The sequence below is a fragment of the Vibrio satsumensis genome (genome assembly GCF_050337435.1).
Classification (GTDB): domain Bacteria; phylum Pseudomonadota; class Gammaproteobacteria; order Enterobacterales; family Vibrionaceae; genus Vibrio; species Vibrio satsumensis.
On record NZ_JAKJSX010000007.1, the window covers coordinates 41,680 to 63,555 of the forward strand.

Consider the following 21,876-nt stretch of genomic DNA (forward strand, 5'->3'; position numbering starts at 1 on the left):
GCTCGATTTACAGACGATGCTATGGTGTTCTATGATCTAAGTCAATAGATATTTTTACGTCTAGACGGCTAAACGTCGATTGTATGGCTAAGCTAGAAACAATTCGTTAACGAACGCAAAACTAAATAGATAGTGATGAAGCAAATAAAGCGTGTAATAATTAATGATTAATAGAGAGTTGATAGAGAACAAAATTTTGTCTAAACCTGCTGTTTTTTTAGATCGTGATGGTGTGATTAACGTTGACCACGGCTACGTACATGATGAGCATGACTTTGAATACATTGACGGTGTGTTTGAAGCGGCGAAAGCGTTTAAAGATATGGGCTATTTATTGGTGCTAGTGACTAACCAATCAGGCATTGCTCGCGGCATGTTTAGTGAAGACCGTTTTCTTTCTTTAACGCAGTGGATGGATTGGAACTTTGTTGATAACGGCGTTGAGCTTGATGGCATCTATTACTGCCCGCACCACGCTGAACACGGTATTGGTGACTACAAGCAAGATTGTGAATGTCGTAAACCAAAGCCAGGTATGTTCATTTCTGCTCGTGACTTTCTGAAGATTGATATGGCTAACTCGGTCATGATCGGCGATAAAGCTGAAGACATGATGGCTGCAGAAGCAGCAGGCGTTGGTACTAAAGTCTTAGTAAGAACAGGCAAACCAATCACTGAAAAAGGTGAAGCCTTGGCGAGCGTTGTGCTTGATAGCATTAAAGACGTGCCAGCTTTCTTAAAAGGTTAAGACACTAAGTCTCCTTCACTTAGATATAAGTGTTGTTCACTATATAAAGATGAGGAACGCAGTATGAAAGCATTGTTGATAGCATCTCTATGTACGGTAGCGTTATTCGGGTGTTCTAAATCCGCAGCGCCTGATGGTGCAGTATCGGACGATCAATTCGTGACTTATCAATGTGAGTCTGACGCTTCATTTAAGGTCGCTTACCTTGGTAATGAAAAAGCGGTATTACGTTTGCCAGAGAATGAATATCGCCTAACTCAAATATCGGCAGGTTCAGGAACGAAGTACATCTTAGATGATGGAACCTCTGAACTGATCAATAGCGTCACTTTACGCACTAAAGGTGACAACGCGCGTCTAGAACTTGGTCGTGTCGTCTATAAAAATTGCCGAAAGTAAGTCATAGTTAACTTCTAGGATTTACAAACAGTTAAGTGAGGGGGTATGCCCTCACTTTTTCTTCTCTTCCCTTTAACGTTAGACTTTTTATGAGCAAAAAACTCACTATTCTCGATATTGCTAAGCTGTCCGGTGTTGGTAAGTCAACCGTATCTCGCGTTCTGACCAATGATCCAAAAGTGAAACCTGAAACCAGAGAAAGGGTGGAAAGAGTAATTCAAGAATCTGGGTACACGCCTTCAAAGTCTGCGCAGTCGATGCGTGGTGGCAGTCAAAAAGTCATCGGTGTCATCATTTCTCGTCTGGATTCCCCTTCTGAAAACAAAGCAGTTAGCACTATGTTGGCTGAGTTGTATCGAGCGGATTACGATGTCGTGATCATGGAAAGCCAGCTAGATAGAGAAAAAGCCAATGAACACCTTCAGGTTCTCAAGCGCCGCAATGTAGACGGCATAATCGTGTTTGGTTTTACTGATTGCGATATTCCTGCGATTGAAGCTTGGGAACACAAAGCGGTGGTTATTGCTCTGGATACCGAGAACGTGACGTCGATTAACTATGATAACCAACAGGTGATCAATAGTGCGTTAGCGCATCTGTCGGATCAGGGGCTCTCTGAGGTTGGCTTCATCGGGGTTGATCCTAGCGACAAATCAACCGGTGAACTGCGTCTTAAGGCTTATCTCGATTGGTGTGAAAACACAGGTTCGGTGGCAAACTATCGCACTGGTCAACTTCATCACGAAAGTGCTTATCAGCTGGTGGATGAGGTACTAACACCTAACACCCAAGCTATAGTCTGTGCTAGTGACACATTGGCTCTCGGTGTGATCAAGCGTCTGCAAGAGCGACAACGTGAAGATGTGGTGGTGACTGGTGTCGGTGGCAATGATCTTCTCTCTTTCTTATTCCCACGAGTATTTAGCATTGATCCTGGTTACCAATCTGCAGGTAAACTGGCTGCTAATCTATTGATCTCTCAGCTTTTAGGCAATTCAGAGATCTCTCATCACACTCAATCTCCGATTCTATAATCCACTCAATTAAGCGAAATTGAACCGCTTAGATTAAAATTAGAGTGTGATCTCTTTCAATTAATGGGACTGTTCCCATTTTAATTTATCATTCATGTGGGCATTATAATAACCGTAATTGGGAATGTTCCCATAAATCTAAATCTAAGTCTGAGTGGTTATAGCTACATGGTTTAGATGAGTAATTGAATGAAACCAGGGTGGGGTAGTATGAGTAAGATAGCGAAGCAAGACGTTGCGCGTCTTATCGAGTTAGTCGGTGGCAAAGAGAATATTGCGAGTGTCAGCCATTGTCTAACTCGACTGCGTTTTGTATTGAACGATACGGAACAAGCGAACAAAGCAGAATTAGAGAAGCTTAAACTGGTAAAAGGCTGCTTTACTAACGCAGGTCAATTCCAAGTCGTGATTGGCACCGAGGTTGATGAGGTGTACGCACTTTTGATTGAGCAAACTGGTAAAGATGCATCATCAAAAGATGAGGCGAAGTTGGCTGCTCGTCAAAATATGAACTTCCTTGAGCGTGGTATATCCCATTTAGCCGAAATTTTCGTACCACTGCTGCCTGCCATCATTACTGGCGGTTTGATTCTTGGTTTCCGTAATGTGATTGGCGACATTCGCATGTTCGACGGCAAAACCCTAGTTGAAATCAGTCAATTCTGGGCAACGGTTCACTCTTTCTTATGGTTGATCGGCGAAGCTATTTTCTTCTTCCTTCCGGTTGGTGTGTGTTGGGCAACTGTTAAGAAGCTCGGCGGAACCCCTATTTTAGGCATCACGCTCGGTGTGACCTTGGTTTCCCCGCAATTGATGAACGCTTACATGATAGGTAAATCGGTACCTGAAGTGTGGGACTTTGGCTTGTTCGTGATAGAGAAAGTTGGTTATCAGGCTCAGGTGATCCCTGCGATGTTAGCGGGTGTGGCTCTGGCCTTCATCGAGACCAACCTTAAGCGTATTGTTCCTTCTTACCTGTACCTTGTTGTCGTGCCGTTCGTATCGATTATTTTGTCTGTGATTTTAGCGCACGCTTTCATTGGCCCATTTGGCCGTATGTTAGGCGATGGCGTGGCATTCGCGGCTAAAGCGGCAATGACGGGTGACTTTGCGATTCTTGGTTCAGTAGTCTTTGGCTTCCTATACGCACCTTTGGTTATTACAGGTATTCACCACACAACCAATGCCGTCGACCTACAACTGATGCAAGACTTAGGCGGCACACCAATCTGGCCTTTGATTGCGCTATCAAATATTGCACAAGCTTCAGCGGTTGTTGGCATCATCATCTTAAGCAAACGCGAAGGCGAACGAGATATCTCGGTTCCAGCTGCAATCTCTGCTTACTTAGGTGTAACAGAGCCAGCGATGTACGGCATCAACCTTAAATACAAATTCCCAATGCTGAGCGCAATGATCGGCAGTGCCGCAGCGGCTGCAATCTGTGGTAGTGCAGGTGTGATGGCGAATGGTATCGGTGTCGGTGGCTTGCCGGGCATCCTATCGATTCAACCTCAATATTGGTCGATTTACCTAGTTGCAATACTGGTGGCGATTGTATTACCCGTCACGTTAACACTGTTCTTCTATAAGCGAGCACAGATGAAAGGCGAGCTAGAAACCGCCAACGCGTAATGCATTAAATAAGCGATGGCTCCAAAGTGAGCCATCGCTTTTTCTCTTAGTTATAGCTTTTTCTTTTAGTTATAACGGCTATTCGACCATGATTCACATGGTGATTTTTATTTTATATTTTCTGGTAAGTGAGTGTTAGAGATGGCGATGACTGAGCATGATGAAAGTTGGTGGAAAACCGCAACCATCTATCAAATCTACCCAAAGAGCTTTTGTGACAGTGGCAGTAAAGGTACTGGCGATATCAAAGGGATCATTTCAAAACTGGATTATCTTAAACACTTGAGTGTGGATGCCATTTGGTTAACCCCAGTTTACGCATCCCCAATGATCGATAACGGCTACGATATTTCAGATTACTACGCGATTAACCCGCAATTCGGCACCATGGAAGATTTCGACCTATTGCTGGCTGAAGCGCACCAATGTGGTATTCGTATCGTGATGGATATCGTGGTAAACCACACCTCAACAGAACATGCGTGGTTTCAGTCAGCATTGGGTGATAAAAACAGCCCATACCGCGACTACTACATATGGAAAGATCCTGTAAACGGCCAAGCACCAACCAACTGGCAGTCTAAGTTCGGTGGTAATGCATGGGAAATGGATGAAGCGACGGGTCAGTATTTCCTACACCTATTCGCGAAAGAGCAAGCCGACCTTAACTGGGAGAACCCGGTTGTACGCGAAGAAGTGAAAGACGTCATTAGCTTCTGGGCTGAGAAGGGCGTTGATGGTTTCCGCTTGGACGTGATCAACCTGATTTCGAAACAGCAAGACTTCCCCAATGATGATATCGGTGATGGTCGTCGTTTTTACACTGATGGCCCACGAGTGCACGAATACCTGAAAGAGATCAGCGAAGCGGTATTCCAGAAATACGGCAGCGTGACAGTAGGCGAGATGTCTTCAACGACACTCGAGCATTGCCAACAGTACTCAAACATTGATAACAGCGAGTTATCGATGGTGTTTAACTTCCACCACCTTAAGGTGGATTACACCAATGGTGAGAAGTGGACTAATGCGCCGTTTGATTTCTTGCAGCTCAAGTCGATCTTTAATCATTGGCAAACGGGTTTGAACGGCAAGGGCTGGGGCGCATTGTTTTGGTGTAACCACGACCAACCGCGAGTCGTGAGCCGCTTAGGTGATGATCAGCAATATCGTGTTGAGTCGGCCAAGATGTTGGCTGCGTCTGTCCACATGATGCAAGGCACGCCTTATATCTATCAAGGTGAAGAGATTGGCATGACCAACCCAGGTTACACCGAGATCAGCCAATATCGTGATGTTGAGAGCACCAATATGTATGACATCATGGTTAACCGTGATGGTGTGGCTCATCAAGATATGATGGCGATTCTGGCGCAGAAATCTCGTGATAACTCTCGCACGCCGATGCAGTGGAACAGCGAAGCGCATGCAGGCTTCTCACAAGCTCAGCCGTGGCTAGATGTTGCAAATAACTATACTGAGATCAATGCTGAGCAAGCGCTGGAAGACAAAGACTCTGTTTTTTACTTCTACAAGAGCTTGATTGAGTTACGTAAAGAAGTGCCAGTGATTACTCATGGTAGCTACAAAGACTTGTTGCCAGAGCACCCATCGGTATTTGCGTATTCTCGCGAGACTGATGGTCAGACTTTGTTGTGTGTTAATAACTACTACGGTGAAGCGTGTCAGGTTGAGTTATCTAATGAATTTGAACTGGATAAAGCGCAATTGCTATTGGGGAATTACTCTAATGAGCAGTTGCCAGTTTCTGCAAACACGGTAGCCTTACGACCGTATGAAACAAGAATTCTCTTGATAGAGCAATAATACTCGTTCCCCTATGCGAGTATAAGCTTTGAGCCTGAACTCTATGTGTCAGGCTCAAAGCTTTCCTTCCTATTCTCTAATGGAAGGCTTCGGCTACTAGCCTTTGTTGACCGTAAATGAATCGAGAGTCCACGTCGTTTCGTTCAATTGGGTGCCATTCTTTTCATCCCAGTCCATCATTTTCACAACGCCAAAGCTTGGGTTGAACCATGTTTCAGTATTGCTTTGAAATTCAGCTGAATCATACCCATCACAAACCACGTTGTAAGTGTTTTCAACTTTCAGGTACGCCGTTTCAATTTTCTTATCTTGAACCGTTACCGCTGAGCGCTGACCATTTTCGGAAACTTGTTGCTGCCAATGGAAGTCACATCGTGTGTCTAACGATCCTAAATCATCAATATCGCCTTCGTAGAAATCATCAAGCAAGGCTTCTAGTTGTCCAGTAGTAACCTCAAACGAAAGCCCGACAGAGCTACTGCTCTGACTAATATTGGGGCTTTTTTCTTGTACTGTACTGCCTGAATCTTTGAATACTGGGTTGGTCACCAAAAAGTCGACAGCCTCACCATTAGTCAATTCTATATTGGAATCAACTGAGTTAACAAAGCCATCGCTGCCTTTGTAAAACAGGCCACTGTCCGTCTCACCTTGTATCGTCATATCCGCGGCGTAGAAGTCGTTGATGCCGCTGTTAACCATGCTCTCTAACGTTGTTTTTAGCTTCTCCAATTCAGCTACACCTTCAGTCTCATTAGAGATCGCTAACTTATCTAATTCCAACTGAATATTGGCTAACATTTGCTGTGAACTGATATCTCGGTATGCAATATCCAGTGCTATGTTTTCACCGCCATCTTCTGATATTAGGTAAGACAACAATGTGATGTTCTTTGGTGCAAACTGAGAGTTGTTGATCGGGTAATCGAACTGAGTTGTACCAGTAGAGCCAGATGAAGAAGAGCCACCTCCGCCGCCACAGCCATAAAGAGCAAAGAGAGAAGTCGCAAGCAGCGTCATGGATTTTTTCATGTTGAGCATTCCTAATATAGTTGGCCTAGAGCGGCCTGATGTTTTTAGGAATGCTATTGTTGAGAGGGTTAATAGGGCAAAAAATGAAGATACATAAGATCTTAATTTATATTTAAACCATTGTTTTTAAGTACTTTATATTTCTTTATTCGGAAAGTTGATGGCCGACATTCGTGCAGTAGTTAAGCATCAGGTTTTCCCACTGCTTAATGATTAATGGCTCTTTGATGCTCAATTTTAGATTTTTCCAAGGCTGGAGACAGGTTGATTTCGACTCCGGTTTGGACAAGCGAGCAAACAACTCTTCTGAAGGAACCACTCGCAATAATGCGACCAAGGATTCCATGTAGTTGAGGCGAAACTTATCCATGTCTCCTTGCTTGTAACCAATATGGGAAATCATCATATAGACCAGTGCGTTCTCGATGGTCGAATTGCCCGCTGTGTTGGTCAGGAATTCCTTCGCGGTTTGCAGGTCTCTTAACTTGAAGTGAATAATCCCAAGCCAAAGTTTGAGCTCGTCGGGAATCAACTTAAAGCGTGTTTGCACAAGGCTAGTGAAACTGATCAGTCGCTGGTGGTCAGTTTCAAAGAGCGCCATTTGTCGTGCAATCAATGTTGAAGTCATCACGTTGAGTGGCACGCTATCCAGCTTTAACGTTTGTTCGTTAAGTAAATGGCTTAGTTCTTTATCGCTGACAGACCACTCTGGTGATAGCGGCGCAGGCAAAGCAAAGTAGTTTGCTAGCTCTCTATTTATTTCCATCAAGTCTTCACTGAGGTTATCTATCTCTATTGAGTAGACACCGCGGAAAGCAAGTTTGCCTGAACTTGGGTAAATAAGGCTGACTTTAGCCGCAAGGCGTGTATCGACTTCCTGATCCTTTAATTGAATATTGAGCAGGTAATCACTGGTGCGCATGTTTTTGGCACCCGGAAAGAAGGGCGTACTGTCTATTGGGTCTACGAAGTAACTAGGTGCATCTTGATTCGCTAAGTCGGTATAAGCGTATTCAATTTGTTGTTGAAGTAGTAGCGCTTTAACGGCTTTGCGATACGTTCTCGCATTGTCTCCAATGGCATCGATACGGTTTAGCAGTAGCTCGACCTTAGGAATTAGCCTCTGTGTGCGTTCAAGTTCTGAGGCTTGGTTTGAAGAGTGCCAAAACATATAGCCTAAAGTCGCAGTGCTTATCAGCAGCACAACAGAGAGTGACAGTAACAAAAGATTAAACGGTGATGTCTTTTTACTTGGTTGAGGCTGTTCGGTTACCTCAAGAGGTTGGGGCTGTGCATTGGCCAAGCTCACAGAGCTAGGGTTAAGGAAGTAGCCCTTGCGCGGATAAGTCACCAGTATTTTGGTTGCGTCGCTATCTGGCAGGTGTTTTTGAAGTACTGAACGTAAGGTACTGATTCGGTTTGTCAGAACATTTTTGGAAATGAAGTTACTTTGCCATACAGATTCAATGATGTGCTCGGCAGCGAGCGGCTGACCAACGCTGGTAAGAAGTAACTCTAATAGCTCGATAGAACGAGGTTCTAAATCGATGACCTGCTTGTCGCAGCTTAAGACTCGTGTGTTGGTGTTGAATTCCAAGCCTTCAATATAAATAGAGGTTTGTTGGTCTTTGGCGCTAGAGAGGTAATCTTGCATAGAAAAGGCGACGGTTTATAAAACCTAAATACTAGCTGTTTTTGTTATTAAAAACAGCTAGTAATTCATAAGGTGATTGGTATTAAGACGCGTAATTCACCGAGTAGCGAGTTGGTTTGTGATTCATTGCCAATACGATGTTCAATACTGCGGTGCCTAATACAGATACGGCAATCACCCAAGGCGATACAAAGAAGAACGATGCAAACAGAATACAGGCATCAATACCCATTTGGGTTTTGCCTACGGAGATACCGTAGCGGTCTTGGATAAACAAACACAATACGTTGAAACCACCCAGGCTTGAGCGGTGACGAAATAGGATTAGCATACCTAAGCCCATTAACAAGCCGCCAGCAACTGCACAGTAGATTTCGTTATGAACTTCTAGCGAGATAACTAAGTATAAATGGTCGGCAAACACAGATACTAAAGCACCAGAAATCGCACTGCTAATAGCAAAGCTACGGCCGAATCGTTTCCATGCCAATAAGTAGAATGGACAGTTGGCAACAAAGTACAAAATACCAAAGGTTACAGGCAAGAATTGACTCAAAAGCAGAGCCAAGCCAGTAGTGCCACCAGTAAGCAGGTTCGCTGACTGTAAAAAGAAGACGCCTAACGCTACTAAAAATGTGCCAGTGAGGATTGCTACCCAATCTTCTTTACGTGAGTGTTTTTCCATCGTTTTTATAATTACCTAACCAATAAAGGCGTGCATAGTAGATAAAAACCTTAGCTTTCGGTAGCTTGAGGTGCAAAATTAAGGTAAACCTATGTAATCTGCGTTTTACAGGGTGTAAAGCGTAAAATTGACAGTAAGCGTCATCTTTGGTTGGATCAGCTTAATAACCATGATGAATCTTATTTGTGATTATGAAAAAACTGCATGATAAAATTGCAATTAGCTCTTTATGACCTAGATCAAATTATGTAGAATGCGTCACATCAAAACGGTGACGGAAACGTTTGCTTTCGGTCGTTGTGTGGTTTTTTTGAAACTTTCAGTACAATCTGAGTCAGGAGATACAGATGCTTAAGCGTGACATGAACATTGCTGATTACGATGCGGACCTATTCGCAGCTATCCAAGAAGAAACTCTTCGTCAGGAAGAGCACATCGAACTTATCGCTTCAGAAAACTACACAAGCCCACGTGTAATGGAAGCTCAAGGTTCTCAGCTTACAAACAAATACGCTGAAGGTTACCCAGGCAAGCGTTACTACGGTGGTTGTGAGTACGTAGATAAAGTTGAAACTCTAGCAATCGAACGTGCATGTGAACTGTTTGGCGCTCAATACGCAAACGTACAACCTCACTCAGGTTCTCAAGCAAACAACGCTGTATACATGGCGCTACTGAATGCTGGCGATACGGTTCTTGGTATGAGCCTAGCGCACGGTGGTCACCTAACTCACGGTTCTCCAGTGAACTTCTCTGGTAAGCTTTACAACATCATCCCTTACGGTATCGATGAAGCAGGTCAAATCGATTACGAAGAGATGGAAGCGCTAGCTATCGAGCACAAGCCTAAGATGATCATCGGCGGTTTCTCAGCTTACTCTCAAGTTTGTGATTGGAAGCGCATGCGTGAAATCGCTGATAAAGTAGGCGCTTACTTCTTCGTAGATATGGCTCACGTTGCTGGTCTAATCGCTGCAGGCGTTTACCCGAACCCAGTTCCACACGCTCACGTTGTAACAACGACAACACACAAGACGCTTGCTGGTCCTCGTGGTGGTCTTATCCTTTCTAACGAAGGCGAAGATCTTTACAAGAAGCTAAACTCAGCAGTATTCCCAGGCGGCCAAGGTGGTCCTCTAATGCACGTTATCGCTGGTAAAGCAGTAGCGTTCAAAGAAGCTCTAGAGCCAGAATTCAAAGAATACCAAGCTCGCGTAGTTGCTAACGCAAAAGCAATGGTTGCTGAATTCCTTGCACGCGGTTACAACATCGTTTCAGGTTCTACAGAGAACCACCTGTTCCTAGTTGACCTAATCGACAAAGACATCACAGGTAAAGAAGCAGATGCAGCACTAGGTGCAGCGAACATCACAGTGAACAAGAACTCTGTACCAAACGATCCACGTAGCCCGTTCGTTACTTCAGGTATCCGTATCGGTTCTCCTTCTATCACTCGTCGCGGTTTCTCAGAAGCAGACGCGAAAGAGCTAGCAGGTTGGATCTGTGACATCCTAGATAACATGGGTGACGAGTCTGTTATCGAAGCAACAAAAGCAAAAGTACTAAATATCTGTAAGCGTCTACCTGTTTACGCTTAATTTTTTCTTCGTAGTAATTTGAACTTCGTTGTCGAGCATGCTCACTTACATCCGTAAGCTCCGCGTACTCTCCTAGAATTTCAAACAACTACTTTGAAAAATACTTTTAAAGGGGCTCATTGAGTCCCTTTTTTATTGGTATAGAAAAGCTTAGAGAGTGAACGAATTTCTGTGTCGCACATACTCATTTGCTAGCGCAAACTCTGTGTGAGCTCCTTGAACTTCGTTCATCTACTTTGAAAAAGAGTTTAAAGGTCCCTTTTGGGGCCTTTTTTGTATCTGTGGGTATGGAGTTGGGTTATCTGAGAATACAGAAAGGCTGATACTAAAAAGGGCTGATGCTTGCACATCAACCCTTTGTTGTTTGCAGGTCTTAATTTTACTTTTTGATGCTCAGTAAAGTGCCTGACTTACACTTGAACGAGTAGTAGCTGCGGCTTTCATTGAATTTGCCTAAGCCTTCGCCATCGCAGTAGTCGATGTTGATATCACGCATTACTTCTAGCGTATCTTCGCTGTTCAAAGCGAATTTAGAACCATCAGAACAGACGATACGAATTCGCTCATCATGGCTTACTGAGTAGATATCGACTTCGGTATTACACAGTTCAAAAGAGGCTTCACGAAAGTTATCTTGCTGAGTATTTGAAGAGCACCCTGCGGTGAGTGCGGCTGTGATAACGGCTAATAGTCCGAGTCTTTTCATTGTTAGTCCTTCGATATCATCCAACTTAGTGATGAGTTTTATATGCTGTTCTGGGTAGCCTATACAACAACACGCTTTGGTTCAAGGATCGCAGGTTGACTCTAGGATATAAAAGTATAGGCGCAAACAGATAATTTATAATAGGTTTATTGATCTTTGGCCTATTATGCACCCTTCTTCCGGCCAAAAAATAAAAAGACCAACACTAAGGTTGGCCTCTCAAAATCAAGCTTGTTCTAAATGGCTATCTAAACTGTTTGGCTTCTGGAAGGAACTCAAAGCCAGCAGACGCAAGTTTCGCGATTAATGCTGCTTTGTCGATCTCGTAGAAGTTGACCACTCGATCCAAATCACCGCCGAAGTCATCACGCAGTTTCATGTTGACGATGCTCATCAACATCACAGGATCCATTTTTTCAAAGTTAGCGAGGTTCATATTAGTCCTCGAAATCTGAAATCAGTAAGTTAGCTGCGGCAAATGCTGCACGCTCACGCGCTTCTTTAGGAAGAGATTCATCTGCAGCAAGGTCATTCAATGTTTTTACCGCGCAGGTGATAGCTTTAGGGATATAGCCTTGGTCGCCACTGCCAATTTGAGAATACAGTTCACGCACCAAATCACAACAATCGTATACTTTCATTTTTATACCTAACCAAATGATAACTGATCTCAATATACACATAGAGATAAGCAAAAACAAAGTGGATCTGATTAAGTTCAGAGTTAGTTTGTTCTTGCTCAATATCTCATTCTGTTGATGCTCAACGTATCACTTTGCTAGCTTGCCTATTAGCCGGATATTGACTGCTTAACCAGAGATTTGCTGTTCAAGTTGATAAGTAACTTCATCATCAAGGTTGAGTTGCTTGGCTAACTCTTTGAGGTAAGCCTTCTCCATGAAGTTCTGCTCATCCGCTACAATCAAAGACGCTAAGTAGATCTCACTCGCTTGTTGAGGTGAGGTCGCGAGCTGAGCAATTTCACTTGGATCGAGTGGCTTGTGCAATTCTTCAGACACCAATTTAGTCAGTTGATAATCGGCACCCATGTTTTCGACGGCTTGCTCAATCTTGGCCATCTCTTCTTCATCAACATGACCATCCGCTTTGGATGCTGCAATCATCGACCTGAGAATCAGCACGCTATGGTTTGAGTCGTTCTCATCAAATTGAGCTTGTTCGACATTTGGTGTTTGCCCTTGTTTAGACTGATAGTCGTTGTAGACCTTATAAGCCAAAGCGCCCAGTGCTGCTGCGCCACCAATGCCAGCGGCTTTCTTACCCATTTTCTTGGTCTTCTTAGAGCCCATTAACGCCCCTAACAGTCCACCACCAACTGCGCCTGCACCGAAGGCGCCAAGTGTGCTCTTGTTGACACCTTTGCCATTGCTGCTACTGCCTTGAGATAGGTTGCTTAAACTCGAAGATCCTTGGGAAAACTTCTGAGTACCTTGTTTAACGAGATCTGACTTAAGTGCTTGGTTAAGTAAGCTTTTGATATCCATCGATACCTCCAATGGTGAGCATGTCTAAAAAGTTGATGGCACCAATATACGGACTGTTAGATGAACAGAGGATTAACTGACATTTCTTTACGTTAGGTGATTAATAGCAGGAACAAAAAAGGCTACCTAATGGCAGCCTTTCAATGTTTATCTAGTCAGTAATCGGATTACTAAGCTAGTTGAGCTTTAAGGTGCTCGATAACCGTGTCCATTGCGATAGCTTCTTTATCACCAGTACGACGGTTTTTGTATTCGAAGTTACCTTCGTCCATGCTGCGATCACCGATAACGATAGTGTGAGGAATACCCACAAGCTCGATATCTTTAAACATAACACCAGGGCGCTCTTTACGGTCATCAAATAGTACTTCGATACCCATAGCCGTTAATTCAGCGTATAGCTTCTCAGCTGCTTCTTTAACGCGCTCAGATTTGTGCATGTTCATTGGTACGATAGCAACTTGGAATGGCGCTAGTGCGTCTGGCCAAGTGATACCGAATTTATCGTGGTTTTGCTCGATAGCAGATGCAACAACACGTGAAACACCGATACCGTAACAACCCATTTCTAGAATTACGCTCTTACCATCAGGACCAAGCACGTTACAGTTCATTGCTTTAGAGTAAGTATTACCTAGTTGGAAGATGTGACCAACTTCGATACCACGCTTAAGTTGGATAGTACCTTGACCACATGGGCTAAGGTCGCCTTCAACTACGTTACGTAGGTCTTCAACCTGAGCAAGCTCTACGTCACGACCCCAGTTAATACCGAAGTAGTGCTTACCGTCTACGTTTGCACCAGCGCCAAAGTCGCTCATTACAGCAACAGAGCGGTCAACGATGAATGGTAGCTCTAGGCCAACAGGGCCAAGTGAACCAGGACCTGCACCAACAAGAGCACGGATTTCTTCTTCAGAAGCCATCTCTAGTGGAGAAGCAACCTGTGGAAGGTTTTCTGCTTTCACTTCGTTAAGCTCGTGGTCACCACGGATGACTAGAGCAATGATATCTGCTTCTACTTCATCAGATGCTTTAACGAATAGAGTCTTAACTGTCTTCTCGATTGCTAGACCGTGTTGCTCTACCAATTCTGCGATCGTTTTCGCGTTTGGTGTATCAACCAGTTTCATCTCTTGAGTTGGTGCTGCAGCATCTTCAGTAGGAGCGAGTGCTTCTGCTTTTTCGATGTTTGCTGCGTAATCTGACTCAGTTGAGAATGCGATTAGGTCTTCGCCGCTTTCAGCAAGAACGTGGAACTCTTGAGAGCCGCTGCCGCCGATTGCGCCAGAGTCAGCTAATACTGGACGGTATTCAAGGCCCATGCGGTCGAATGCTTTACAGTAAGCATCGTGCATCGCTTGGTAAGACTTTTCTAAGCCTTCTTTGTCGATATCAAAGCTGTACGCATCCATCATAGAGAATTCACGTGCACGCATTACGCCAAAGCGAGGGCGGCGCTCATCACGGAATTTAGTCTGGATTTGGTACAGGTTTAGAGGTAGCTGTTTGTAAGAGCTGATCTCGTTACGTACTAGGCTCGTTACTACTTCTTCAGCTGTTGGGCTGAGAACGAACGGACGAGAGTGACGGTCTGTGAAACGAAGTAGCTCAGGGCCCATCTTTTCAGAACGGCCAGTCTCTTCCCAAAGCTCAAACGGTTGAACTACGGGCATCAAGATTTCAACGGCACCTGCATTATCGATCTCTTGGCGAACGATATTTTCGACTTTACGCAGTACACGTAGACCAGTAGGTAGCCAAGTATATAAACCTGAAGCTAGCTTACGGATCATACCTGCACGTAGCATCAGCTGGTGGCTGATAACTTCTGCGTCGTTTGGAGTCTCTTTCAAAGTAGAAAGAAGGTAGTTACTGGTACGCATTCTATGGTATCCGTTTCATCATTGATAAAAGAAAACTTGCTGTGGTTAGTGACTACAGCAAATCTGATATAGCCGCATATAATATCAGCCTATTTGAGATCTCAAAAGCGCTCAATGTCAGTTACATTGATGAAAAGCGTTTCAACAACGAATTTTACGTTAAGATCGAACAAATTTACCGCATATTCCTTGTTGTCTGGTTTGCCTTTCTTATAGGCCGGACGTGGATCTTGGCCAAGCACTTCTTTGATCACCTGAATGATATGACGGGCTTGTGGATGGTTTGCTAGTTTACTTTGTGCTTGCTGAGAAAAGCTAACTTCTAGCACCTCTGGCTCTTCGGCGGCAAACCCTCCGAATGCATCTGGAATCGAATCCGAGTAGGGAATATAAGGTTTGATGTCGATGATCGGTGTGCCGTCTACTAAGTCGACGCTGCCGAGATCCAACCAAGTTTGCCCTTTCTCTTGAGACACACCTTTGAGTTCAACCGCAGACATGCCAATTCCATTGGGTCTGAATGTGGCACGAGACGCGAATACACCAATACGTTCATTACCGCCAAGGCGAGGTGGCCTCACGGTTGGTTTCCATCCTGCTTCAAGGTTCTTATCGAACAAAAATAACAACCACACATGGCTAAATTGTTCAATATCACGAACAGACTCAAGGCAGTTCGCTGCTTCAACTAGCCTAACTCTTGAGGTCGAAGTGGGTACTAACCTAGGCTGTCTTGGCACAGCGAACTTCTCTTTATAAGGAGACTCAATAAAGCCAACAGGTTTAATGGTGTACATAGCAAGGTGTTCTCTGATTTCAGTTAAGACGGAAAAATATCACAAAATCGCTTGTTTTTCTTTTGATAATAATTAACATTTGGTATGTTATAACGTATCAATTTAGGTATTTAGGGAAATACAATGAAACCGAATATCCACCCTGACTACCGCACAGTGGTGTTCCACGACACCAGTGTCGATGAGTACTTCTTGATTGGCTCAACGTTGAAAACAGAACGTACTATCGAATGGGAAGATGGCAATACTTACCCTTATTTCACGATTGAAGTATCGTCAAAGTCGCACCCTTTCTATACCGGTAAACAGAGAGTGCTACATAAAGAGGGACGTGTTGCGAACTTCACTCGTCGTTTTGGTCAATTAGGTAAGGGAGCGAAATAAATGAAAGTCGTGAAATCACTGAAAAGTGCAAAGAACCGTCACCCGGATTGTCAGATAGTAAAACGCCGAGGCCGTCACTATGTTATCTGTAAAACTAATCCGAGATTCAAAGCGGTTCAGAAATAAGCCGTCAATTTGATGTGACACGTGTGTAAAAAACGAGGGGAAAGTCAAACTTCATTCATTTGACTGCTTTTCTTTTCCCTCAAGAGGAACCGGATTAAAGATAGAGTGTTTATTTAGCGTACGATGTGTTTTATTTTTAAGTGAATCAATAGGTTATATCGTTAGATATATTTGTAGTGAATGCGTGGTTGTGAATTATAAATCTAGATTTTGTATTTAATGTAGATTTATTTGCTAATTAATTGTTCAAATAGAGTTAAAAATCACCGTTTGTTACACATTTTGTAACATTTTGAATTTCTAATTGATAATTTTGTCGCGTACCCTTCGCTGGCAATTTGAACATTTTTGTCACAATTGCATAGGAATCACTACAAGGAGGGAACTGATGAGTTCATCAGCTTCAATAAAAAACAACTCGCCAAAGAAACCTATTTTTACCCGTTTTCTCGATGGTGTTGAATATTTGGGGAACCTATTACCCCACCCAATCACTCTTTTCGCAATCTTCTGTGTCGCTATTCTAGTTACTTCAGGTATCGCTGGATATTTTGAAGTATCTGTTATGGACCCTCGCCCAGAAGGTGCTCCAGGTCGTTCTGCTGACGGAATGATCTATGTTGTAAGCTTACTGAATGCTGAAGGCTTACAACTCATCGTAACTAATCTAGTTAAAAACTTTGTTGGCTTTGCGCCATTAGGTACCGTGCTGGTTGCAATGCTAGGTGTAGCAATTGCTGAGCACTCAGGTCTATTATCTGCTGCGATGCGTGGCATGGTAATGGGCGCATCTAAGCGCATGGTTACGGTAACTGTAGTTTTTGCCGGTATCATCTCTAACACGGCTTCAGAGCTGGGTTATGTAGTACTTATCCCGCTTGCAGCAATGCTTTTCCACTCTTTGGGGCGTCACCCATTAGCGGGTCTAGCGGCAGCATTTGCTGGTGTATCTGGTGGTTACTCTGCAAACCTTCTGATCGGTACGGTTGACCCACTGCTTTCTGGTATCACAGAAACAGCAGCACAAATGATTGACCCGACTTACAGCGTTGGTCCTGAATCAAACTGGTACTTCATGTTTGTTTCTACTTTCTTCATCGCTATTACAGGTGCATTTGTAACTGAGAAGATTGTTGAGCCAAAACTGGGTAAGTACAACGACGAAGAAGCGTCTGAAGATTTATCAAATGATTCAATGGGCAAGCTAACAGACGTTGAGAAGAAAGGCCTTAAGCTTGCGGGTATCGCAGTGCTAGCGGTTTCAGCGCTTCTTGCTTGGACGATTGTTCCAGCTGATGGTGTTCTACGTTCAGCCGCAGGTACGGTTTCAGGTTCTCCATTCCTGAAAAGTATCGTAGCGTTCATCTTCGTATTCTTCGCGGTTCCTGGTTTTGTTTACGGTAAAGTTACCGGCACAATGAAAACAGACCGTGATGTGATCGAGGCAATGTCTAAGTCGATGTCTTCAATGGGCATGTACATCGTACTTGTGTTCTTTGCTGCTCAGTTTGTCGCTTTCTTCAAGTGGACTAACTTTGGTCAAGTATTCGCAGTTGCAGGTGCTACTTTCCTACAAGATATCGGCCTAACGGGTCCAATGTTGTTCTTCGCATTCATCCTAATGTGTGGCTTCATTAACCTGATGATCGGTTCAGCTTCTGCTCAGTGGGCAGTAACAGCGCCTATCTTCGTTCCAATGCTAATGCTAGTAGGTTACGCTCCTGAAACGATTCAAGCGGCTTACCGTATCGGTGATTCAACAACCAACATCATTACTCCAATGATGAGCTACTTCGGTCTTATCCTTGCGGTAGCGACGCGTTACATGAAGAACCTAGGTATCGGTACTCTGATTGCAACTATGCTTCCATACTCAATCGTGTTCTTGGTTGGTTGGAGCTTAATGTTCTACGTTTGGGTATTCGTATTTGGCCTACCAGTAGGTCCGGGCGCTGCAACGTACTACACGCCTTAGTCTTGAGTACTATATTTGTTTATAGACGGTTCGTTCTTATAGACAGTTCTCTATTAGAGAACAAAAAAACCTGCGTTTATCGCAGGTTTTTTTCGTTATGCCATTGGGAACTAGTAGGAGTAAGTCATGATGACATTGATGATTTTTCTACCCGGGCCTCCGATAAACTCTAAATTAGCTCCGTAAGTTTTCGTGATATTCCAGTTTGCTCCGATGATTGCAGAGTAGTCTTCAGCGCTCTGTTGAGATAATTGGTAAGACAGTCCATCCACACCTAGCGCGTTGTTTTCTTGGGTTAGCCCTTCGCTATGCATGTAAGCGGCACCAATATAGGGGAAAATGTTACCCCAGTTTTCAGTTTGGATAAGTTGGCCAACTCGTGGACTGAACAACATTGTTTTGGTGTTAGTACGCTCATCATCAGTGCGAGAGTGCGTCATACTGGCCGGAAGCACATAAGTGAAATCCCCAACTTGACCTACAATATTCATTGAGAAACCCCAATTCGAACCTTCAACATCGGGATAAAACTCCGGAGTGCTGACGGATTCTTTAGCGCAAGTGGGTAATCTTGGATGATTGTCGCAAGCTTTAAAGAGTGAGGTCGGTATTTCGGCTGTTAATTGTGTTCCTCCCGAGAAACGGCCTACATGCACACCCATTTGTAAGAAAGGAAACACCCAAGTCGCAGCGCGCAGTTGCATGCTTTTGCTCTCGATCTCAGGAGTACCAAAGGACACCTGAGAAAGCTCGTATCTGTCTCCTAAATCTACATCGCCAACTTGCACGCCCAAATCATACATTTCGATGTTTTGCTTAGAAGCGTTACCTATAAATGAAACAGAAAATGGTAGAGGCAGAGCGTAACCTAGATCAATTGCTTTTTGGGCATGAAAGGGCAAAGCATGCTCCCACTTTTTATTCAGCTTTTGCTGTGTTTCAGCATCAGGGAAATCGACTCGTGCACCGTCCTCTGCCTTACTTGGTGTTGAGCCTATAGCCAATGCGACAGCGGCACCTAACGTTGTGAATTTCGTCATGATGGCCTCTTAAAACGCTTCGTTGATCGACAAGTAAAGGCCTTGGGCATCATTGGATCCAAACCCGAGATCAACACGAACATTCATACGAGGTTGTAGTTCATAGCGATAACCAACGCCATAGCTGTAAATTTTATCTTGATACAGGTCATTGGTGTTTTCAGCTGTTGTAGCGAGACCTGCCCACATCGTAAAGCCATGTTTGGTGTAATCACCATTGTTCATAAATGACTGGCGATACTCCATGGTGTGCTCGATGCTGTGCATATCACGGTAGCGTCCGTAATAGATGCCACGCATAGAATCTTGGCCGCCAAAGGTCGGCAGTTCGTAATAGGGCACATCGCCTGTACTTAGGTTGGCAGTATTGAGAAAAGCGAAGGTGGCGCCTTTGATTGGTGTCCAATAAAGACGGTAATCGGCTTCGGCTTTTTCAAAATTGGAGTCACTGCCAAAGTTGTCCTGGTAGCTCGCGTATTCAAGGCTTAGAAACTGACCTTGACGTGCATTTACTGCGATGTCTCGAGTATCCCACTGTAAGGCTACCCCTAGCCCTAAAGTGAAGGGATTATCTTGACCGTAGACAAAATCGGCATCTTGAGCGACGTTTGATGAAATCGACTCTTCGATGGCCTTTTTGTACTGCAGGCGAAGTATTGGCCCTAGGTAAATGTTGTTACCTAAGTGCATTCCTAGATCGGCATTGTAAGTGACGAAATCATAGTCGACTAAGTTCTCTTCATCTTTGCCGGTATTTACCCCCGATTGATAACCTGTACCGAAATAGTACAAGCTTTGTTTTCCCATCGATAATTGGCCGAAGTAACGAAGTCGATTCTGTGGAGAAAATATTTTTTGCTTAGAGCGAACACCAAACCCTACACCGCTATCCATTTCATTGGCGATACCCACTAATGTGATAGAAGAGCGTTGAGTTTTGCTCGGTTGTTCCGGTGTGGTGTTAAATGAGTACAATCCTCCGATGGCAAGCATAAAGCCAGTTTCAGGCATGTAAGCTGGTCCCCCAAGCAGTGAAAATAATCCGTTATCTTTGTTATCTGGTGGCGAGGGGAGAACTGTATCTTCTTGTGCTAAAGAAGTAGAAGAGAATCCAAGGAGCAGGGAGCAGATCCATTGCAACGAGCCAAAAATAGTCGTTGTTTTATGTAGCATGGTGCACTCATGTGTTCACTAAAAGAGGGAGTATCTATGTCTGTGCTACGAGGAGGTAATGATCAGTTTCAATATCTGATATGTGTTAACTGTATATCTTTGTTGGGATAAGGCTTGGAGCACCATCTTGACCGGCTTCAAAATGGTGCACACAAAATAAATTGGCTATTTTGGTCGCTTAGCGAGGATTTTATCAAGGTGGTTGGCAAACTCTCGACGATCGGTTTGAGAAAGGGTACTTGGTCCGCCAGTTTGGATGCCACTTGAGCGCATAGTATCCATGAAGTCACGAATGTTCAGACGTGCTTTGATGGTCTCTTTGGTATAAAGCTCGCCACGAGAACTGAGTGCTTGCCCACCTTTGGTGATCACTTCGTCGGCCAGAGGGATATCGGATGTAATTACAAGGTCGCCAGGTTCAGTGCGTTTTACGATTTCATCATCAGCAATATCAAATCCGCTTGGCACTTGAATCGAGTGAATGTTATTGCGTTTAGGAACGGGAACCAGATGGTTTGCCACAAAGGTACATTCAACCCCTGTGCGCTCAGCTGCGCGTACGATTGTTTCTCGGATAACCTTTGGACAAGCGTCCGCATCAACCCATATCTTCATAGTGTTCTAATTTCTCTGTTAGCTTATTTATCGGTCAACTTATTGCTCAGTTGCCTTATTGATCAGTTAGTTTAGCTTCAAGCATGGCAACGCGAGCAGTGAGTTCAAGGATTTGCTTTTCCAGTTGGCTAACACGATCAAGTGCAGGCTCTTCTTGTGTCGCGACTTCAACTTTAGGAACGCGATTGGCGCTTTTCCAGCTCTTGATGGTCGTAATTAAAGCTGGCATCGGAACGGATGTGCTCATACGAGCCTTAACTAAAGCAACTGTCGGTTCTTTGCCTTGCGCTTGCAGTCCTTCAAGCACTGATTTCAACTCTTCAGAAACATCTTTTGTCAGCATGTTGATCTCCATTTTTAGTCTTCAGTCATTTTACTCGCTCTGGTGAATGATAGCGAATCATAAAACCGCCCATGGCTTGTGAGAGATCTCTTACAAAGGCTGTGAGATAACACGAATACATCGCTAGAGAGATTGATGTGCATATAGTTAAGGTATTGAATTTTATTTGTTTTATATAATTAACAACTTTTTCGGATTCAAAATGTGATGTAAATCTATTGTCCGAAACCCTAAATCGCGTAAATTAAACCTTGTCGGAAGGATTCTGACACGGAACAGGAAAGCACCAAGGATTTGGTTATCTTCAGGATGAAGATTTGGTTACTTAGGATTGAGTGATCAAGCATGGAGCGTAAGGATATTGTAGGGATACAGTCAGTTAACAGGAAGTTAGCTGCAACGGAATGACAATGGACACCTTTAGGATTAAAGGGTTGGATTAGCATCAGGATGATGTAAAGGACACCGCTCACGGAACAAGTGATGTGCGCTAACTAGGATTGTTAGCTTTCAGGAAGATTGGACACCGCTAGGACGGCGAAGTAAAGGAAAGAGCTGAAGGATTACAGCCACTATTATGGATGATGCATGGAGCATTAATTAGTAGCCGGACTGCTGCGAGTAAGACCCTAGCCCTGACACTTCGGTGTCGGGGCTTTTCTTTTCTTGGCGTTTTATTTAGGCGCTGCTCTTTATTTAAGAGCACTACATCTG

22 protein-coding genes are annotated in these 21,876 nt (G+C 44.0%); 9 read left to right on the forward strand and 13 right to left on the reverse strand.

Annotated elements, in window-relative coordinates:
* Positions 1-163: 163 nt before the first annotated feature.
* The 5 genes from gmhB to treC all read left to right on the forward strand — a co-directional run bounded on the left by gmhB (position 164) and on the right by treC (position 5,643).
* Entirely contained in the window at positions 164-748 is a 585-nt protein-coding gene (gene gmhB / locus L4C44_RS09430) for a D-glycero-beta-D-manno-heptose 1,7-bisphosphate 7-phosphatase (protein ID WP_017060762.1), read from the forward strand.
* Between the two features lie 63 nt (positions 749-811).
* Complete coding sequence (locus L4C44_RS09435) at positions 812-1,147, forward strand: MliC family protein (protein WP_146492079.1); 336 nt, start codon at positions 812-814, stop codon at positions 1,145-1,147.
* A gap of 89 nt (positions 1,148-1,236) precedes the next feature.
* Complete coding sequence (gene treR, locus L4C44_RS09440) at positions 1,237-2,181, forward strand: trehalose operon repressor TreR (RefSeq protein WP_428804942.1); 945 nt, start codon at positions 1,237-1,239, stop codon at positions 2,179-2,181.
* Positions 2,182-2,391: 210 nt separating this feature from the next.
* Complete coding sequence (gene treB, locus L4C44_RS09445; protein WP_428804943.1) at positions 2,392-3,816, forward strand: PTS trehalose transporter subunit IIBC; 1,425 nt, start codon at positions 2,392-2,394, stop codon at positions 3,814-3,816.
* A 141-nt stretch (positions 3,817-3,957) separates the two neighbouring features.
* Entirely contained in the window at positions 3,958-5,643 is a 1,686-nt protein-coding gene (gene treC / locus L4C44_RS09450) for an alpha,alpha-phosphotrehalase (protein ID WP_428804944.1), read from the forward strand.
* 96 nt (positions 5,644-5,739) lie between these two features.
* Here the strand turns inward: treC and L4C44_RS09455 are convergent, their stop codons facing one another.
* The 3 genes from L4C44_RS09455 to L4C44_RS09465 all read right to left on the reverse strand — a co-directional run bounded on the left by L4C44_RS09455 (position 5,740) and on the right by L4C44_RS09465 (position 9,014).
* Complete coding sequence (locus L4C44_RS09455; RefSeq protein WP_261383485.1) at positions 5,740-6,675, reverse strand: hypothetical protein; 936 nt, start codon at positions 6,673-6,675, stop codon at positions 5,740-5,742.
* Positions 6,676-6,820: 145 nt separating this feature from the next.
* The gene (locus tag L4C44_RS09460) at positions 6,821-8,329 is read right to left on the reverse strand and encodes a winged helix-turn-helix domain-containing protein (protein ID WP_132968998.1); all 1,509 of its coding nucleotides are present in this window, start codon (positions 8,327-8,329) and stop codon (positions 6,821-6,823) included.
* Positions 8,330-8,411: 82 nt separating this feature from the next.
* The gene (locus L4C44_RS09465; protein ID WP_017060757.1) at positions 8,412-9,014 is read right to left on the reverse strand and encodes a YitT family protein; all 603 of its coding nucleotides are present in this window, start codon (positions 9,012-9,014) and stop codon (positions 8,412-8,414) included.
* 347 nt (positions 9,015-9,361) lie between these two features.
* Here L4C44_RS09465 and glyA point away from each other — a divergent pair, with 347 nt between their 5' ends.
* Complete coding sequence (glyA, locus tag L4C44_RS09470; protein ID WP_048606700.1) at positions 9,362-10,612, forward strand: serine hydroxymethyltransferase; 1,251 nt, start codon at positions 9,362-9,364, stop codon at positions 10,610-10,612.
* 379 nt (positions 10,613-10,991) lie between these two features.
* Here the strand turns inward: glyA and L4C44_RS09475 are convergent, their stop codons facing one another.
* The 6 genes from L4C44_RS09475 to tsaA form a co-directional block, all read right to left on the reverse strand.
* Positions 10,992-11,318 (reverse strand): hypothetical protein, encoded by a 327-nt coding sequence (locus tag L4C44_RS09475; RefSeq protein WP_060982543.1) that lies wholly within the window; start codon positions 11,316-11,318, stop codon positions 10,992-10,994.
* Between the two features lie 244 nt (positions 11,319-11,562).
* Positions 11,563-11,754: a DUF4250 domain-containing protein gene (locus L4C44_RS09480; protein WP_010436438.1), complete on the reverse strand. Its 192-nt coding sequence runs from the start codon at positions 11,752-11,754 to the stop codon at positions 11,563-11,565.
* 1 nt (position 11,755) lies between these two features.
* Positions 11,756-11,959: a YaeP family protein gene (locus L4C44_RS09485; protein WP_008222923.1), complete on the reverse strand. Its 204-nt coding sequence runs from the start codon at positions 11,957-11,959 to the stop codon at positions 11,756-11,758.
* Positions 11,960-12,127: 168 nt separating this feature from the next.
* A complete protein-coding gene (locus tag L4C44_RS09490; protein WP_428804945.1) occupies positions 12,128-12,823 on the reverse strand; it encodes a tellurite resistance TerB family protein in 696 nt (231 codons plus the stop codon).
* 170 nt (positions 12,824-12,993) lie between these two features.
* Entirely contained in the window at positions 12,994-14,709 is a 1,716-nt protein-coding gene (locus tag L4C44_RS09495; protein WP_146492084.1) for a proline--tRNA ligase, read from the reverse strand.
* Positions 14,710-14,810: 101 nt separating this feature from the next.
* On the reverse strand, positions 14,811-15,506 hold the full coding sequence (tsaA, locus tag L4C44_RS09500) for a tRNA (N6-threonylcarbamoyladenosine(37)-N6)-methyltransferase TrmO (RefSeq protein WP_428804946.1): 696 nt from the start codon (positions 15,504-15,506) through the stop codon (positions 14,811-14,813).
* A 123-nt stretch (positions 15,507-15,629) separates the two neighbouring features.
* On the opposite strand from tsaA, the gene L4C44_RS09505 reads away from it, so the two are divergent.
* The 3 genes from L4C44_RS09505 to L4C44_RS09515 all read left to right on the forward strand — a co-directional run bounded on the left by L4C44_RS09505 (position 15,630) and on the right by L4C44_RS09515 (position 17,991).
* On the forward strand, positions 15,630-15,890 hold the full coding sequence (locus tag L4C44_RS09505) for a type B 50S ribosomal protein L31 (RefSeq protein WP_146492086.1): 261 nt from the start codon (positions 15,630-15,632) through the stop codon (positions 15,888-15,890).
* Complete coding sequence (ykgO, locus tag L4C44_RS09510) at positions 15,891-16,016, forward strand: type B 50S ribosomal protein L36 (RefSeq protein ID WP_123301017.1); 126 nt, start codon at positions 15,891-15,893, stop codon at positions 16,014-16,016.
* 388 nt (positions 16,017-16,404) lie between these two features.
* Entirely contained in the window at positions 16,405-17,991 is a 1,587-nt protein-coding gene (locus L4C44_RS09515) for an AbgT family transporter (RefSeq protein WP_146492087.1), read from the forward strand.
* Positions 17,992-18,101: 110 nt separating this feature from the next.
* Here L4C44_RS09515 and L4C44_RS09520 read toward each other — a convergent pair whose 3' ends face one another.
* The 4 genes from L4C44_RS09520 to L4C44_RS09535 form a co-directional block, all read right to left on the reverse strand.
* Positions 18,102-19,031, reverse strand: a complete 930-nt coding sequence (locus tag L4C44_RS09520) for a hypothetical protein (RefSeq protein WP_428804947.1) — start codon at positions 19,029-19,031, stop codon at positions 18,102-18,104.
* 9 nt (positions 19,032-19,040) lie between these two features.
* Positions 19,041-20,204: a BamA/TamA family outer membrane protein gene (locus L4C44_RS09525; protein ID WP_428804948.1), complete on the reverse strand. Its 1,164-nt coding sequence runs from the start codon at positions 20,202-20,204 to the stop codon at positions 19,041-19,043.
* A 165-nt stretch (positions 20,205-20,369) separates the two neighbouring features.
* Positions 20,370-20,819: a YaiI/YqxD family protein gene (locus L4C44_RS09530; protein WP_060982534.1), complete on the reverse strand. Its 450-nt coding sequence runs from the start codon at positions 20,817-20,819 to the stop codon at positions 20,370-20,372.
* A 55-nt stretch (positions 20,820-20,874) separates the two neighbouring features.
* Positions 20,875-21,162 (reverse strand): hypothetical protein, encoded by a 288-nt coding sequence (locus L4C44_RS09535; RefSeq protein WP_017069390.1) that lies wholly within the window; start codon positions 21,160-21,162, stop codon positions 20,875-20,877.
* Between the last annotated feature and the right edge of the window lie 714 nt (positions 21,163-21,876).